13 protein-coding genes and 1 pseudogene are annotated in these 17499 nt (G+C 43.3%); 9 read left to right on the top strand and 5 right to left on the bottom strand.

Annotation, left to right across the window (positions count from 1 at the left end; genetic code table 11):
- The first annotated feature begins 474 nt into the window (after window positions 1-474).
- From AAE02nite_RS21920 to AAE02nite_RS21945, 6 genes are all read left to right on the top strand, one after another.
- Entirely contained in the window at window positions 475-1092 is a 618-nt protein-coding gene (locus AAE02nite_RS21920) for a DUF1684 domain-containing protein (RefSeq protein WP_146903250.1), read from the top strand.
- Between the two features lie 152 nt (window positions 1093-1244).
- On the top strand, window positions 1245-3656 hold the full coding sequence (pheT, locus tag AAE02nite_RS21925; RefSeq protein ID WP_146903253.1) for a phenylalanine--tRNA ligase subunit beta: 2412 nt from the start codon (window positions 1245-1247) through the stop codon (window positions 3654-3656).
- Window positions 3657-3659: 3 nt separating this feature from the next.
- Window positions 3660-3956 (top strand): LMBR1 domain-containing protein, encoded by a 297-nt coding sequence (locus tag AAE02nite_RS21930; protein WP_146903256.1) that lies wholly within the window; start codon window positions 3660-3662, stop codon window positions 3954-3956.
- Between the two features lie 130 nt (window positions 3957-4086).
- Entirely contained in the window at window positions 4087-4377 is a 291-nt protein-coding gene (locus AAE02nite_RS21935) for a cell division protein ZapA (protein ID WP_146903259.1), read from the top strand.
- A 97-nt stretch (window positions 4378-4474) separates the two neighbouring features.
- Window positions 4475-6040 (top strand): ribonuclease Y, encoded by a 1566-nt coding sequence (rny, locus tag AAE02nite_RS21940; protein ID WP_146903262.1) that lies wholly within the window; start codon window positions 4475-4477, stop codon window positions 6038-6040.
- A gap of 307 nt (window positions 6041-6347) precedes the next feature.
- Window positions 6348-7130 (top strand): hypothetical protein, encoded by a 783-nt coding sequence (locus AAE02nite_RS21945; RefSeq protein ID WP_146903265.1) that lies wholly within the window; start codon window positions 6348-6350, stop codon window positions 7128-7130.
- Window positions 7131-7501: 371 nt separating this feature from the next.
- Here the strand turns inward: AAE02nite_RS21945 and AAE02nite_RS21950 are convergent, their stop codons facing one another.
- The gene (locus AAE02nite_RS21950; protein WP_146903269.1) at window positions 7502-7978 is read right to left on the bottom strand and encodes a Dps family protein; all 477 of its coding nucleotides are present in this window, start codon (window positions 7976-7978) and stop codon (window positions 7502-7504) included.
- A gap of 157 nt (window positions 7979-8135) precedes the next feature.
- On the bottom strand, window positions 8136-9026 hold the full coding sequence (sucD, locus tag AAE02nite_RS21955) for a succinate--CoA ligase subunit alpha (RefSeq protein ID WP_146903272.1): 891 nt from the start codon (window positions 9024-9026) through the stop codon (window positions 8136-8138).
- Between the two features lie 266 nt (window positions 9027-9292).
- Here sucD and AAE02nite_RS21960 point away from each other — a divergent pair.
- The 3 genes and pseudogenes from AAE02nite_RS21960 to AAE02nite_RS21970 all read left to right on the top strand — a co-directional run.
- Window positions 9293-10270: pseudogene (locus tag AAE02nite_RS21960) on the top strand (PLP-dependent cysteine synthase family protein); the annotation flags it as partial.
- 125 nt (window positions 10271-10395) lie between these two features.
- Entirely contained in the window at window positions 10396-11667 is a 1272-nt protein-coding gene (locus AAE02nite_RS21965) for a sensor histidine kinase (protein ID WP_146903280.1), read from the top strand.
- Window positions 11668-11687: 20 nt separating this feature from the next.
- Entirely contained in the window at window positions 11688-12107 is a 420-nt protein-coding gene (locus AAE02nite_RS21970; protein ID WP_146903283.1) for a response regulator, read from the top strand.
- 371 nt (window positions 12108-12478) lie between these two features.
- Here the strand turns inward: AAE02nite_RS21970 and AAE02nite_RS21975 are convergent, their stop codons facing one another.
- The 3 genes from AAE02nite_RS21975 to AAE02nite_RS21985 all read right to left on the bottom strand — a co-directional run bounded on the left by AAE02nite_RS21975 (window position 12479) and on the right by AAE02nite_RS21985 (window position 17360).
- Window positions 12479-13339 (bottom strand): sulfite exporter TauE/SafE family protein, encoded by an 861-nt coding sequence (locus AAE02nite_RS21975; protein WP_146903286.1) that lies wholly within the window; start codon window positions 13337-13339, stop codon window positions 12479-12481.
- Window positions 13340-13613: 274 nt separating this feature from the next.
- Entirely contained in the window at window positions 13614-14591 is a 978-nt protein-coding gene (locus AAE02nite_RS21980; protein WP_146903290.1) for a PorP/SprF family type IX secretion system membrane protein, read from the bottom strand.
- A 27-nt stretch (window positions 14592-14618) separates the two neighbouring features.
- On the bottom strand, window positions 14619-17360 hold the full coding sequence (locus AAE02nite_RS21985; RefSeq protein ID WP_146903293.1) for a lectin-like domain-containing protein: 2742 nt from the start codon (window positions 17358-17360) through the stop codon (window positions 14619-14621).
- Between the last annotated feature and the right edge of the window lie 139 nt (window positions 17361-17499).

A 17499-nucleotide genomic window follows, 5' to 3' on the forward strand; every position in this document is an offset into this window, starting at 1 on the left:
ATTCTTTTTTATAAAGAATATTCTAAGCCCCCTGGTTTATAGTTATATAAACAGGGGGCTTTCTCGTTTTTAAACGTATTGTCGTTCAAATACTATAATATTATCATTCCTGCCGGGCTAAATAATTTTATTCAGTTAGCAACAGTACTGTCTTACCTTTAATTTACAGAGTAATGCTTAGACTATTCGCTACCGTTGTTGGGTATCTTCAGAGGTGGGTGTCTCTTCCTTCGGTCTGGGGAAGGTATTTATCTCAAATGCCTTTTAGGATTCTCAGGATTCTATGTAAAGAAGTATCATTAAGTTGTGCAACAAAATTATCAATTTTTAAGCTTGAACTTACACCACTCCGGTTGTTTAATCGATGGATAGTTTTAAATAGGCAATATTTAAAAATTGGTTATGTGCTGGTGTGCAAATTTTACATATTTTGCGGTACCGTCCGTTCTACTAGCATTAACCAACCAGAATTCTATGGCCAGACCTGTCCGTTTAGTTTTTATTGCCGGCTTGTTATTAATAATCTTTTATTTCTTAAAAGAATCGGTTTTTAGCGATTCTGCTTATGTAGCCGGTATCAAAAAAGAACGCCAAGATAAAAATCAGTCTTTCCGCAGCTCTAACTCACCACTGGAAGAGGCCGACCGTGCCACCTTTGATAGTTTAAGCTACTACGTGCCCGGTATTATCTATCGTGTAAACGCTGACTATAAAGAGTTCAGTCAACCCGAAACTGTGCAAATGCCCATGAACACCGGCGGTACAGAGCCTTACCTGCGTTTTGCCAAAGCTACCTTTAACCTTGAGGGGCAGCAAAATTCACTTATCTTGTACCTCCGGGTGAACACCACCGATAGTTCTTTATTTGTACCTTTTTCTGATAAAACAAATGGTCTGGAAACCTACGAAGGTGGTCGTTTTATGGATATACCGAAGCCAGAACCCGGTACTAACCAAATTACTTTAGATTTTAATAAGGCCTACAATCCATTTTGTGTATATAATTATAACTATTCCTGCCCGGTACCGCCTCCTTCCAATCGGCTGCCCGTTTCAGTTAGGGCCGGTGAAAAGTCGTATACAAAAAGATAAAGGCTATTACTTTCTAATTACTTTAATTAATAACTTTGCCGCTGATTTATTTAAATTAAAGAATAAACTAGGCAGGTTAAAGCGTTGAATTTATCCTTTCCTGTTCTTTACCGGGGTAGTGTTAATTGCCCCTTTACCGAATTATTAGATTTATGCTGATTTCTTACGACTGGTTAAAAAGATTAATACCATTAGATAAGCCGGCTACCGAAGTAGCTGCCCGCCTCACGGATTCCGGCCTGGAAGTAGAAGGCGTGCATACCTTTGAGCAGGTGAAAGGTGGCTTGCAAGGCATTGTAATTGGAGAAGTTTTAACTTGTGAAAAGCATCCGGACGCCGATAAACTAAAGGTAACCACCGTAGATATTGGCGAGGCGCAACCCAAAAATATTGTATGCGGGGCGGCCAACGTAGCAGCCGGACAGAAGGTAATAGTAGCTACCGAGAACGCTACTTTGTTTCCTTTTGCTGGTGAATCTTTCCAGATAAAAAAATCTAAGATTCGCGGAGCTGTTTCGGAAGGCATGATTTGTGCCGAGGACGAAATTGGTTTAGGAGCTTCCCACGCCGGTATTATGGTGCTGGATACGGATTTACCTAACGGTACCCCAGCCGCTGAATATTTTGGTTTAGCTTCTGATACGGTATTTGAAATTGGTCTGACACCTAACCGGGCCGATGCCGCTTCCCATTTTGGCGTTGCGCGCGAATTACAAGCGCTCTATCATACCCGCTGCCAGTTACCCGATATTTCCAGGTTCAAAATAAATAATACTTCCCGGCCAATTAATATCGAGATTGCTGACCCGGAAGCTTGTCCCCGTTATGCTGGTTTAACCATAACAGGCGTAAGAGTAGGCGATTCACCGGCATGGCTTCGGAATAGGTTAAAGTCTATTGGTTTGTCGCCGATAAATAACGTGGTGGATATTACCAATTATGTGCTGCATGAGTTGGGCCAGCCCCTGCACGCCTTTGATGCAGATAAAATTGCCGGAAATATAATAATTGTAAAGCGAGCCGAGGAAGGTACTTCGTTTGTAACGTTGGATGGGGTAGATCGTAAATTGCAGGCTTCGGATTTAATGATTTGCAATGCCGCCGAACCCATGGTGATAGCCGGCGTATTCGGCGGTAAAAATTCGGGAGTAACGGCCGAAACTACCTCTATTTTCCTGGAGAGCGCCTACTTTGCGCCGGCAAGCATCCGCCGGTCTTCGCAGGTGCATGGTCTTAAAACCGATTCTTCGTTCCGCTTCGAGCGGGGCACCGATCCGAATATGGTGCTTTACGCCTTAAAACGGGCGGCTTTGCTGGTGCAGGAGGTAGCTGGCGGCGAAATTTCCTCCGAAATAAATGATATCTATCCTAAACCTATAGAGCCTTTCCAAATCCGGATTAGTTTGGATCGGGTACACCGGCTAATTGGCCAGTTTATTGGGGTTGAGCGCATTAAAGCCATCCTGACTGACTTAAATATTTTAATCTCCGAAGAAACCGAAACGCACCTGACACTATCGGTGCCGCCGCACAAGGTAGATGTTACCCGCGAGGCTGATATTGTAGAAGAAATATTGCGGATTTACGGCTACAATAATATTGTATTGCACGATAATATTTCGGCGAGTTACCTGGCAAAGTTCCCGCACCCCAACCCGGAAGAATTGAAACAGGTGGTATTTAATTTATTATCGGGCAGCGGCTTTAGCGAAATTATTACCAATTCCCTCACCGATTCTGGTTACTACGAAACGGCTGAAAACCCGGATGGGCAACTGGTGCGCATTGTTAATTACAACAGCGAAGACCTGGATGTGCTGCGTAAAACGCTGGTGTTCTCGGGACTGGAAGTATTACGCCGGAATATTAACCGGAAACAAAAAGATTTGAAGGCTTATGAACTGGGCAAAGTGTACCAGAAAGCCGGCGACAAATACAAAGAACAGCAAATGCTGGCTTTGTTTTTAACCGGCAATACTGCTGCCGAATCCTGGCTTCAGAAATCAGATAAAGCTACCTTTCACTACTTGGCCGGAGTAGTACAGAATGTATTAGTTAAACTGGCTCGTACTGATTACACGTTGCAGCCTTTACAGCACCCTTATTTAACCGCCGGCGTGGCTTACCAGAAAAACGACATCGTGGTGGCAGAGTTAGGCTTGCTTGAGGAGCGGGTTTGTAAAAAACTGGATATTAAAGAGCCGATTTGGTACGCCGAACTGAACTGGGATTACTTGGTGCGGAATTACAAAAATCAACTGGTATTCCAGGAATTAGCCAAGTTCCCGGAAGTACGCCGTGACCTCTCGCTCGTTATCGACCGGAATATCACCTTCGACCAAATTAAGAGCATCGCCCAGCGAACCGAAAGGAAACTTCTGCAGGACATAAATGTGTTTGATGTGTACGAAGGCGACAAAATTGAAGCCGGTAAAAAAGCGTACGCTATTAGCTTTACTTTATTAGATAAGAGTCAGACTTTAACCGATAAAGTTATAGATGGCACCATGAACCGCCTGATGCAGCAATTTGAAAAACAATTAGGGGCCGTTATCCGGAAGTAAGTTATGGGAGCAAAAGAAGAACTGGAACAGCTTAACCGGATTGAGCAAAAGCTAACTAAGCTGATTACCAGGTATAACCAGGCCCAGGAAGCTTTAGAGAAAGCCCAGCGGGAAATACGGCACCTAGAATTAACCGTTCAGCAGAAAGAAGAAGAAATAAAAAATTTTCAAAATCGAGAGAATATAACTAAAATTGTAAATACGATAGCAGCCGATGCTACCAGCGCTACTGAAATAAAGCTGAAAATAAACGAATATATTAGAGAAATAGATAAGTGTATTGCTTATTTAAGAGATTAGTAAAGAGTTATTTGGTAAAAGAAGTTTAAATAAACCTAATTAAAGAGCAATTTAAAATATTCTTATCACTGTTTTACTTAAATATAATTAGGACGAATTACCATAATTTTAAACCGAATTACACAACAGGATGAGTGAGTTATCTATAAAAATACGCATAGCTGACCGTGATTATCCCATGCGTGTAACGGAAGAAGAAGAGGAACGGCTGCGCATTGCCGGTCGGATGTTAAACGAGCGCCTGAAGCTTTTTAGGGAGCAGTTTGGCATTGACGACAAGCAGGATTTATTGGCTATGGTTGCCCTGGAGGTAGCCGCCGATAGTTTACACACCGTTAGAAACGATGAATCGAAAAAAAGTATTCTTTCGGAAAAATTATCGCGCCTGGACCAACTTCTTTCATCTCTTAAAGTAGATTAGTTGCTACCTTTTGGTAGTACTGTTTCTTACGCTATTTCTGGCTTTATAAAGGTCGCTGCCTTGGCTGCTATAATTTAAATCATAAAAAATTATAGTCATGACCACTACTATTTATATTATTGGTACGGCCCTGGTTTCACTGGGGGTAGGTATATTTATTGGAAAATCGTTGTTGCGGCAGGTCTTTAAAAAAGAAGAAGGAGAAGCCCACGAAAAAGCCAAACTGATTATCCGTGAGGCGGAACTAAACGCCGAAAGTCTGAAGAAAGATCGTATTCTGGAAGCGAAGGAAAAATACCTGCGCCTGAAAGCCGAATTTGAAGAAGATGCTAATAAAAAGAAGAACATCATTATTCAGAATGAAAACAAAGTAAAGCAGCGTGAACAGCAGATTGCTACCCAGGCCGAGCAGTTGAAACGCAAAGAGGCCGAATTAAACACCCAGAAAGAGCAACTGAACGCCCAACTCGACGGCATTAAAAAGCGGAAAGAAGAAGTAGAAAAAGCCCGACTTTCGGTTATTGAACAGCTCGAAAAAATAGCTAACCTGAGTGCGGCCGAAGCCCGTGAGCAACTAATCGACTCTCTGAAAAACGAAGCTCAGATTCAGGCCTCGTCTTACATTAAAGATGTGGTAGCCCAAGCCAAGCTAACGGCAACGAAAGATGCCAAAAAAGTAGTGCTAGAAACCATTCAGCGTACGGCCGCCGAACATGCCATCGAAAACTGTGTTTCGGTTTTTAACATCGACAGCGACGACATCAAAGGAAAAATAATCGGGCGCGAAGGCCGGAATATACGGGCGTTGGAGGCAGCTACCGGTGTAGAAATTATTGTGGACGATACCCCGGAGGCTATTATTATTTCGGGATTTGATCCGGTGCGCCGCGAAATTGCCCGTTTATCATTGCACCGCCTGGTATCGGATGGCCGCATTCACCCGGCCCGGATTGAGGAAGTAGTGGCTAAAACCAAAAAGAATATTGAAGACGAAATTGTAGAGATTGGCGAGCGTACGATTATAGATTTAGGTATCCACGGCTTACATCCCGAACTGATTAAAATGGTAGGCCGGATGCGTTTCCGATCCTCATACGGACAGAATTTATTGCAGCACTCCCGCGAAGTAGCCAACTTGTGCGCCACCATGGCCGCCGAACTGGGGTTGAACGTAAAACACGCCAAGCGGGCCGGTCTGCTGCACGATATTGGCAAAGTAACGCCTGAGGAACCAGAGTTGCCACACGCTATTTTGGGTATGGAGTTAGCCAAAAAATACAAAGAGCATCCGGATGTTTGCAACGCCATAGGTGCCCACCACGACGAGATTGAAATGACTGCCATGATTTCGCCGCTGGTACAGGCCTGCGATGCTATATCGGGTTCACGCCCGGGTGCCCGCCGCGAAATAATGGAATCTTATATTAAGCGTTTAAAAGAGCTGGAAGAAACCGCTATTGGTTTTGAAGGCGTAAATCAGTGCTATGCTATACAGGCGGGTCGGGAGTTGCGCGTAATGGTAGATGCCGACAACGTAACCGACGAACGCGCGCAGCAGCTTTCTTACGATATTTCGCAAAAAATTGAAAAAGAAATGCAATACCCTGGCCAAATTAAAATTACTGTTATCCGGGAAATGCGTTCTGTGGCTTACGCCAAGTAATTTATTTAAATATACTAAAAAGCCCCGCTGGTTTAACTGGTGGGGCTTTTTTATTGAGGTTTGGATTAAAAGTTGTTTAACCAAGCTAAATTTATAGAGATTTATACCAAGATAAAAGCCCTGTATTGCCCAAGGCACTGCTAAATTTTTGCCCCGTACTTGTTTGTTTTTAAAAGTAAATTATCCCAATTTACCCGCTCAAATTAAGTCTGGCAGTTTGTCGGCAGGGGAGGTGGGAGGTAAAGTCAGCGGGCTATTCAGGCAACCGAACGCACTCTGTTTTTTGCTGCTTCTCTGGTTTACTATCATGAAAAAACTTATTTCTGCTTTGGGCCTGGCCGGTGGCTTGGTGGTTTTGGCGTCCGGGTGTACTTCGGTTTATATGCCCAATGTGCCTAACGTACCTATGTTTACGCAAAAAGGCGAGCTAAGTGCCGGCGCACATACTACCTTAAAAGGTAATATTACTTTTAATACCGCCTATGCTGTTACCGATCATTTTGCCGTCGTACTGAACGGCTCTATGTTGAGCAGCGAACGCAAAAAGCAAGACTTTCGGCATAATTTACTCGAAGGCGGTGCAGGCTATTTTACTTCTTTCGGACCGGAGCAAAACCGGGTATTTGAGGTGTATACCGGCTTTGGGAAAGGCAGTAGCGACCGACTGGAAAAAAATAAATCGGCTGAAGGTGTAATGGATTACGACCGGCTCGAAGGAAGTTTTAATAAATATTTTCTGCAGGTAAATTACAGTTCTAAAAGAAAGAAGGCCTGGCATTTATTTAACCGCGATTTTCATTTAAACTACGGTACGGCTTTGCGGGCCAGCTATCTGAGCATGACTGAGCATACCCTGAACAATCTGGCAAAGCCCCTGGAAGATAATATTTTTCTGGAACCCATTTTTTATACCCGCGTTACTATAAACCCGGCCGTTCAGTTGCAGTACACCACCGGCAGTAATTTTGGTCTCCGTAACCGCAAAACGCTTACCGCAGCTTATTCGGTATTCAGTTTAGGTTTTGTTATCAACGTGGGAGGACGTGATGTTGCTCACCGGGGTTCGAACACGCGTAAACCTAGCCGATAATACCGCAATAATTCCACATTAATTAGTGGTAAGTCTGTTATACTTTGCTCATTTTTTTAGAATACTTATTATTTAAATTAATTTTTTTGCTTAAGCATCAGGCAGTTAAAAAATAATTAAAAAATTTAACTAAAATTTAAAACCTTTTGGCGTAGTATTGCCGTATAAGCTATTGTTCCGGTAAGGATAAAGAAATTGATATAGTATCAGGAAATAAAACCTGATTAAAGATAATAAATGGTGTTTTTTTATTAGGGGAAAGGGGCTTGACTTATCAAGCCTTTTTTTTGCCCAAAAATTTATTAATTATTAAAAAGAAAGGCGGCTATAATAGCCGCCTTTCTTTTTAATAATTAATAAATACTACCGGGTTAGCTTTTCAGAAAGGCCCGTAGCATCCAGTGGTTTTTCTCGTTTTCGTTTAAATCTTCACTAATCATGCCCAGGGTACCCTCGTCATTGCTTTCACCGGCTAGTTTTAGAATATCCCGCTCCATTTGAATAATGGTTTTAATATTATCAATGGTAGCGCCAACGGTTTCGCGGTCGCCGGTTAAATTCTGGCATTCTTTAATTGTTGATACCCGTACATAATCGGAGAAGGTATGCAAGGGGGTATGGCCTAAGGTGAGAATGCGTTCGGCAATTTCATCTATTTTTACCAGGGCTTGGGTATACAACTCCTCGAATTTAACGTGTAATTGAAAAAAATTTACGCCTTTAATATTCCAGTGAAAAGCACGCAGGTTCTGGTAATAAATATGATAGTTAGCGAGTAATTCATTTAATTTTTCAGCTAGCTCCAGGTTGGTTTCTTTTTCCAGTCCCAGGTCAGTCAGATTTTCCATAGCTATTAAGGTTCTTTTATAAACAGGGTTCAGAAATCAAAATCCTAAACTTTACTTAAATGGTTTATAAGAGTTAAACCGCCAACATTAGGTAAAGGTTATAAAAAAAGGTGCAGCTTTTCAACTGCACCTTTTTATTGTTTTGTTTAATATTTATTTAAGCCGAAATAGGCTCACCCTTTAACGCTTTCAGCATGGTTTCGCCAATATTAGCCGGGGATTCTACCACGTAAATACCACTTTCACGCATAATCTTCATTTTAGCAGCAGCCGTGTCATCGGCGCCACCAATAATTGCCCCGGCGTGACCCATGCGGCGGCCCTTTGGAGCCGTTTGGCCGGCAATAAAGCCAACTACTGGTTTTTTGTTACCGGTAGATTTAATGTATTCCGAAGCTACGGCTTCGTAGTTACCACCAATTTCACCAATCATAACAATCGCGTCGGTTTCCGGGTCGTTCATGAGCAATTCTACAGCATCTTTAGTAGGAGTACCAATGATGGGGTCGCCGCCAATACCAATAGCAGTAGAAATTCCTAAACCAGCTTTTACAATCTGGTCGGCTGCTTCGTAAGTTAACGTACCGGATTTGGAAACAATGCCAATGCGGCCGGGCTCAAATACAAAGCCGGGCATGATACCTACTTTAGCTTCGCCAGGCGTAATAACACCCGGGCAGTTCGGGCCAATCAGGGTAACATCAAAGTTTTTGATATACTCTTTGGCGAAAATCATATCTTTTGTCGGGATACCCTCGGTAATGGCTACAATTACCTTAATACCGGCATCAGCCGCTTCCATAATGGCATCGGCCGCAAAAGCGGGCGGCACAAAAATAATAGATACATTGGCTCCGGTTTTCTGTACGGCTTCGGCTACGGTGTTAAAAACTGGCCGTTCCAGGTGCGAAGAACCGCCCTTACCCGGTGTAACACCTCCCACTACGTTAGTGCCGTATTCTATCATTTGCTGGGCATGAAACGTGCCCTCCGAGCCGGTAAAGCCCTGTACAATTACTTTTGAATCTTTATTTACTAAAACACTCATGTTTTCTTTTTTTAAGATGTCTGACGCTCAATTAAAGTAAGTGTTGCAAAAATAGATTATTTTGCCTCCCTTCCAAAAATAAAGTTTAAGTACCTGAACGATGCTCGGCACTCAATCCAATTTATTTTAGGTGAAAGCAAACGGATTTAAATAAGACATATTAGGTTAAAAGAGCTACTTTTGTATTTATTTAGAATATCTGGCCTGGTACTGGTTATGGCACCATGCTAAAAATGAGTAACAGTTAAGGAAATCAACGCAGCATAATGTATCTAAACCATATTACAGAAGCTATCGGTAATACGCCCCTGGTTAAGCTAAATAAAGTAACAGATGGGCTAGCGGCTACCATTTTGGCCAAAGTAGAATATTTTAATCCGGGAAACTCAGTTAAAGACCGGATGGCCATTAAAATGATTGAAGATGCCGAACAGGCGGGCCTTTTAAAACCTGGCGGCACCATTATAGAAGGTACCTCGGGCAATACCGGCATGGGGCTGGCTTTAGCCGCATCGGCCAAAGGCTATAAATGCATTTTTACGCTTACCGATAAGCAAAGCCCCGAAAAAATAAATATTTTAAAAGCAGTTGGTGCCGACGTAATTGTTTGTCCGACGAATGTGGCGCCGGAAGATCCGCAATCCTATTATTCGGTAGCCAAACGCTTAAACCAGGAAATACCCAATTCTTTTTACCCCAACCAATACGATAACCTCTCGAATACGGCGGCGCATTATGCCACCACCGGTCCGGAAATCTGGCAGCAAACTGAAGGCAAGGTAACGCACTTTGCCAGTGGCGTAGGTACGGGCGGCACCATCTGTGGCATATCTAAATACCTGAAAGAGCAAAACCCGGCTATTAAAGCCATTGGCCTGGATACGTACGGCTCGGTATTTAAGAAATACAAGGAGACTGGTATTTTCGATAAAAATGAAATTTACCCTTATAAAACCGAAGGAATTGGTGAAGATATTCTGCCCAAAAACGTGGATTTTAACCTGATTGACTTATTTATTAAGGTTACTGATAAGGATGGCGCTTTGATGACCCGGCGATTGGCGAAAGAAGAAGGATTGTTTGTAGGATGGTCTTGCGGAACGGCTGTTCATGGCGCTTTAGAATATGCCCGCGAACACTTAACCCAAGACGATGTTTTGGTGGTGCTGCTGCCCGACCATGGTACCCGGTATCTGGGTAAAATTTACAACGACGATTGGATGCGGGCCGAAGGCTATCTTGATTAATTAAATATATTCTTTTTAAAAATGGGCGACCTGGTTATTATATCAGGCCGCCCATTTCTTTAGCAAATTTGCTTTCCTGTTTCATTGAGTGAATTATCAAAGTTGGAGTATAAAGCTTGAACATGATAGAATTTTTTAGAAGATTATTTGAATCTGCCGATTTCATGCCGCATGGGCATTGCTATCTCTGGCAATCGGATATATTGTTTTTAACGGTTCTGGGCGATGGGCTTACCGGCCTGGCTTATTTTACCTTGCCGTTTATGCTTTTTTACATTGTTAGAAAGCGCGAAGATCTGGCCCACCGTAACATGTTCCTGCTATTCGGTACATTTATTATGGCTTGCGGCGCCACGCATTTTGTGGATATCTGGACAATCTGGTTTCCGACTTACCGCCTGGCCTCGGTCGTAACCGTGGTAACCGGCTTGGTTTCGGCAGCTACCGCTATCGCTATGTTCCGGGCATTACCCCAAATCCTAACCTTAGCCAGTAATTCGCGGCTGGAAAATGCAAATCAGCAATTACTGGACGAAATTGGTAAGAAAGAAGCCGCGCAGGGTGCTTTGCGCAAAATAAACGACGAGTTGGAACAACGCGTACAGCAACGAACTGCCCAGCTCATCCGGGCCAACCGCGAGCTGGAAAAAGAAATTGAGCACCGTAAAAAAGTGGAGAAAGCCAATCTGGTAAAAAATGCCGAGCTCATCCGGATTAATGGCGACCTCGATAATTTTGTTTATTGTGCATCCCACGACCTGAAATCGCCGCTGGTAAATGCCGAAGGTTTAATAATGGCCCTGCGCGAAGAACTACCCAATCAGAACCCGCAGGTAAGTGAAATCATAAACCGGCTGGAAAATTCTATTACGCGTATGCATCATACGGTATTGGATTTAACCGAAGTAAGTGCCTTGCAGAAAGGAACAGAAAAATCTGATTTTAAAGTGCTTTCTTTTAATGATGTTCTAGAGGAAGTAAAAATTAATCTGGCCGGAGAAATTGCTGCTTCCGGGGCAGAAATAGCCGCCGATTTTACTGCTGCTGATAAAGTTAAGTTTACCCATAAAAATCTTTACAGCGTAATTTATAACCTGGTAAGCAATGCCATTAAGTACCGGGCAAAAGATAGAGGGCCTCGGGTGCAACTTACTACACAGGAACACGGTAACTACATAATGCTGACCGTGGCCGATAATGGCATTGGCATAGATTTAATAAAGCACGAGAAAAAGATATTCTCCTTGTTTAAGCGCCTGCACGAACATACGGCGGGTAGCGGAGTAGGTTTGTTCATCGTGAAGCGCATTTTGGAAAACAACCAGGGCCGGGTAGAAGTGGAAAGCAAAGTGGGAGAGGGAACAGTTTTTAAAGTTTTTTTTCCAAAACAATAGATTTGGCTTATACGACAACTATGAAAAAATTAAGGAGTATTTTACTAGTAGATGATAATGATACCAGCAACTTTCTGAACGAACGATTGCTAAAGCGGATGGCTGTAACCGACGAAATAAAGGTTTTAAGTAATGGTAAAAGCGCCTTTGAGTTCCTGGAGAAGTTAAACCGGGCCGGCAGAAGTAGTATCGAAACCAAACCCGAACTTATTTTATTGGATATAAATATGCCCGTGGTAGATGGTTTTGAATTTCTGGAGTTATACAACCAATTGGACGAGCAGTTCCGGAGCGATATTCTGGTGGCTATTTTGTCTACCTCTAATCATCCACAGGATACCAGCCGGGCTAGCGATTTTAATGCCTATTATATAATAAAGCCCCTCACCATCGAAAAAGTAGAAGCCTTGCTGTCGATGCATTATGCTGGCGCCGAATAGATATTTATACCTTAAAATATTTGGCAATTGTTTCACCGGCTTATGCGTTTACTGGTACTTTTTAGGTAGTGCTTTTACTTACACCAGCTACTGTAATAATTAAAATATTTTTTTACTTCAAGAAGAATAAGCTAAGCTAGATTAGATATGATTTAAATAAATACTGGCAATTGTTTAGGAGGGCTCTTCTGCAAAGAATGCGATGCAGGTAAATTGTAGGCTTGGTTCATTTTATGTTTAAGCAATTCAGGCAGCAGATTCTTGACAGAACTACAGCACCAATGAAGGCTTAGAAGCGAAGATGTGCTGTAACAGAGGTATTCAGTTGTCTTTATTTTAGAAATACTGGCCTATTCAACTAGTTAATTTTATCAAAAAGTAAAGTTAAACAGTACGCCGGCTTTAATAATTATATTTATAATCAGAGCCATGCCGGCCAGAAACAGGCCAATACCAATCAGCAAATCAATAGCCGGCAGGTTCACATCATCTCTTTTAAAATATTGGCCCAAAGCAGCCCCTATTGCAAAGGCGGTCATCAGCGGCACACTCTTAAGCCAGTCTACATGCCCCAGCCAGAAATGGGTACAAAGCCCGGTAAAACTGGTAACCGTTAAAATAAACAATGATGTGGAAGTGGCGATGCGGGCTGGCATATTAAAAACCTTAATCATGGCCGGCGTTTGTAGAAAACCGCCGCCTATGCCAAACAAACCCGCTACTGTGCCGGTTACCAGGCCAAATAAAGCTACAACACCGCCGTTGATGCGGTAAGCCAGGTGTTTGTGGTGGTTTTTGCGGATAAAAGAAGTGGGTAAATGTGTAACGCGGTACATAACGCCACTTTTGCGGTTTACCACCGGTTTATCTTTAGGTGCGCCTAAAATTAAAAAGCTGATAATAATAACAAAAAAGGCAAATATAAACTGCAACTCTACTACCGGCAGAAAAACTACCAGAAAAGCACCGGCCACAGTACCCGCCATAGCCGGGAACTGAACCAGTGAAGCTACCAGGTAATCAATATTCTTTTCGCGGTAGTTAAAAAAAGTAGCAATCAGCGAGGCCGGAAACATAGCCGACATGGTACTACCAATGGCGAGTTCGATAGGGAAGTGAAAAAATAAAATTAGAATGGGAACCATAAATACGCCCCCCCCGAAACCGACTACCGTACCAAAGGTACTTACCAGTAATCCTACCAGCATAATAATTAAAGTTTCGGTTGGCATAACTTCAGGCAACGACAGTTCGGGCACACCGGCTCCGGTATATAGAAAAGCGGCTATTCTGTAATATATAGCTACTATAGTATACGTACTGAAACTAAGTAAAAGTGTTTTATTTATTTATACCCAATATACCAATTAAATTAAAGCATTTATTAGCCGGACAACTTTAAAGTAATTTCATGAATACATTAAAATGTTTCTGGGCTAATTTACAGCATACGAATCGCCACTATTTATTTAGGTAAAGTAATGGATTTACTATAATTAGCCTGATCTAATGCTTCTTATGCAAACGCATACCCAGTACTATTTCATGACTGCCGGCGCTTTTGCTGCTCAGGGAGCTTACCCCTAAATCGTAGGCATAACCCAAGTCGAACTGGTGGTTCAGCGTTAGGCCAGCAAGTAAAATAAAGCTGTCTTGCTGGCGGTAAGAAAATCCGGCCCAGTAATTATCTTCATAAAGCACCCGTAAGTTATAGTCAACCGAAACAGGTACTGGTTGCACCCATTTTACCAACACCGACGGAATAAATGCCAGGCTTGAGGTAGGCGCAAATTTATAAGCCGAAGTTAAAAAGTAATGGCTGCGCAGTTGATTGTCTCCCGCCTGTTTATCTGTAGCCGCCACATTGGCAAAAAGCTGGTTAGCCGATGCTCCCAAATAAAAATTATCCGCGTAAAGCCATAAGCCGGTCGATAAATTCGGGCTCCATTTATTTGACCCAGTAGCGGCCATATCATTGGGATTTGCAAAAGTTACTTCATCGGGTCTTAAGGTTTGGCTGATAACCCCGGCCGAAGTCCCGGTAGCCAGCCGGATATTGCTGGTTAAAGGCAAATGATAGGCATAGGAAATGGTTGCTTCGGTGCGAGAGAAAGGACCAATCCGGTCGCGCAGCAAGATACCGCCAATACCATGGTGGGGTTTAACCCGGCGGGTGACGCCGTTTAGTGGTGCTTCCGGCGCAAAGGCAACTGGTTTATTCTGGCCATTGGTTTTTCCCTTTCTATGTTCTCCTTTACCATCCAGGCGCGTGTGGCCGCTTAAATAAAAGGTTACCGGGGCGCCATTTACCCCCGACCACTGGTTGCGGTAGCCAATTTTAACATCGGCGTAATCTTCGAGGCCCGTTATGGCCGGGTTGAGCAGGTAATTATTAATCATATATTGGGAGTACTGCGATTTTTGTTGCGCAAAAGAGCAAAGCGGCACTACCAGTAAAGAAATAAGTAGTAATAATCTATTCATATTAACTTCTTTTAATTATAATTTTAATTAATGAACAATGCTGATCGGGCCGGTTAATTTGCGTCCTTTTTCGAGCGTAATTACATAGAAATAAGTGCCTACCGGTAGCGGAGAGCCTTTCCAGGTGCCATCCCAGTTATTGCGGTACCCGGTAGCGTCATAGATTTTATTGCCCCAGCGGTTAAATATTTCTATCCGGGCTGTTGGGAATTTGTTGATGTTGGTAATTTCCCAGGTTTCGTTTACCCCATCACCGTTAGGAGAAATACCCGTTGGAATAACCAAATCCTGCGAAACAGTTACGGTAACCTGGGCCTCGGTACTACAACCTGCTGGGTTGTTGATGGTAACAGTATAAGTGGTGGTTTCGGTGGGGCGAACCGTTAGGTCGGCTTCGGTGGGGTTGCTTAGTCCTGTTGTTGGCTGCCACAGGTAAGTAGTGCCACCCGAAGCTTTTAACACGGTGCTTTCTCCGTAGTTGATGGTAACGTTGGGACTTATAGTTGCAACCGATACGGAATGAATAATCCCCTGAACCGGGATTCTTTCGCTTTCGCAACCATTCCGGACCAATGATACATAATAAGTGCTGGTGGATTGCAGAACAGGAGTCGTAAAGGTACTTCGTGTGGCTCCTGTTAATGGGGCTGTAGCTGTTGCAGCATTATACCAGCGGTACTCCCCGTCAGTGCCACCAGTGGCTGTTAAGGTAATACTACCGGGGCCGCACCGCTCGCCTTTAGTCACAACCGGCGGCGAAAGTGGGGTTTGGGCGTTTACCGAAATCTTATTAGTGGCTACTACAGTTCCGCAGTCGTTGATTAAGGTAACGGTGTATTCGCCGGTGGCGGTGGCTGTTAAAGTGTGGCTATTGGTGCCAACGTTCTGGTCGTCTTTTTTCCACTGATAGTTTATGCCCGTCTGCTGCGGCACCGCTAAGGTTACACTGCCGGTTTCGCAAAAGGTAGTTGGCCCGTTGGCCGTAATAGCAACTGGTTCCGGCGTAGGGTTAATGGTAAACGTTATAGAATTGCTACCATTAATGGTACCACAAGCGTTAGCTAATTCAATGGAGTAGATACCGGCTTCCGTGGCGGTAAATTTATTACTATTATCACCTACATTTTTTCCGTTAAGCTTCCATTGGTAAGTAACGCCTACCTGTTCCGGCACCGATAAATTTACCCGGCCGTTGCCGCAAACGGTAGTAGGGCCATCGGCTGTTATTGTTTCCGGACGAGGTGCCGGCGTAATGGTAAAGGTAACGGTGTTGCTGGCACTAACCCGGCCGCACGTGTTAATTAAGACTAGGCCGTAAGTGCCGGCTTCGGTGGCGGTAAAGCGGTTGCTATTGGGGCCAACGGGTTGTCCATCCTTTAGCCATTGATAAGTAATATCAGCTTGAGTGGGTACCGATAAATCAATACTACCGCTCCCGCACACGCTGGTTGTACCTGCGGCAGTAATAGTCACTATTGGGGGCGTAACACTTTCCGAAACTGTAACGGAATTGTTGCCATTGGTCCGGCCGCATTCGTTCGTCAGTTCTATGGTATAAATGCCACTTTCCGAAACAACTAAACTGGGGGTATTGGAGCCGGTATTTTGCCCGTCTTTCTTCCATTGGTACGTAACCCCGGGTTGCTCCGGCACCGATAAAGTTAGGCTGCCTTTGTCACAAATAGTAGTAGGACCCGAAGTTGAAATGGTAGCTGATTGAGGCAACAGGTTAGCAGGACAAGCCACGTTAACGGTTACCGTGGCCGTAGCACATCTAGAGTAACATTTGGTTGAACCGGCTTCGCAAACTTCGTACGTAAAGGTATCGGTACCAATAAAACCAGGATTTGGCGTGTAAATTATAGTTTGTCCGTCTAGGGTTACTATGCCGTTCTGGGGCATACCCGCAATATTGGACAGCGTAATGGGTTCGCCGCGGGTGTGACCATCGTTGGCAGTTACGGGTATGATTATTGGTTTATCACGCTCAGCTGCCACCAGGTCATTTTGCGCATCAGGCTTACTGTCGGGATCCAATAAGCAAATGGTTTGTTCATTAGACATGCCGCCGGTAGAACCCGAAAAGCCATAATAAACTAAAGTCTGGCCATTAAAAACGTTGTTAATGATATCGTCTTTCTTTGTAAAGCGTAACTGGTCATCAAAATACAGTTTTAATTCCTGCGTTGCCGGATCCCAGGATATCTTATAAACATGGCAGGTATTGTCTTCTATGTTCCGGCTGTTCGGATTGATAGGAATGGCCGTATACTCCGGCTGGCCTACCTTGCCGTTGTAAACAACCGTGGTGTGGTCATCATGGAAATCGCCGTAAGCCGAACCATTGTCGTATGTATCAAATTCAATAGCTACCGATGGCTTAATTACATTGGCGTTAGGATCCTGGACAGAGTAGCCATACCCCAAACCTCCGGCCACCGCTCCGGTTGCTTCATAACCCCGCGGGTCATCGTGAAATAAAAAGGCAATGCCATCCGCACCATACTGGTCTTTCGTGCCCATGTACAAAATAAAACTTAGTTCTACCGGTCGCGATAAATCAATTTTCTCGTTCCACCAGATGGTACCATAGCGGTTTAACTTGTCCTCGGTTATTTTATAACATCTATCCGATATTTTTACGGCATCTCCTTTTGTTACAAATTGGGCTTGCGTTAAAATAGGCCAAAGTAAAAGAGTGATTAGTGATGATAAATATAAATTAATCTTTAGATAAGTTTTTTTATTTAAATGAGTAAAAATTATCATAATTAATCTTTATAAGTTAAGGTGATATTTTAGGGTAGTATTAATGTTTTAAAAATATTGTATTATGCAGGCCAGATTAGTTTATTGTTGGTTTAAAGAGCTTGCATGATTTAAATTTAACAAGCTGTTGTTGTTTTTT

Source organism: Adhaeribacter aerolatus (assembly GCF_007991635.1).
In the GTDB taxonomy this organism is placed as follows: Bacteria; Bacteroidota; Bacteroidia; order Cytophagales; family Hymenobacteraceae; genus Adhaeribacter; species Adhaeribacter aerolatus.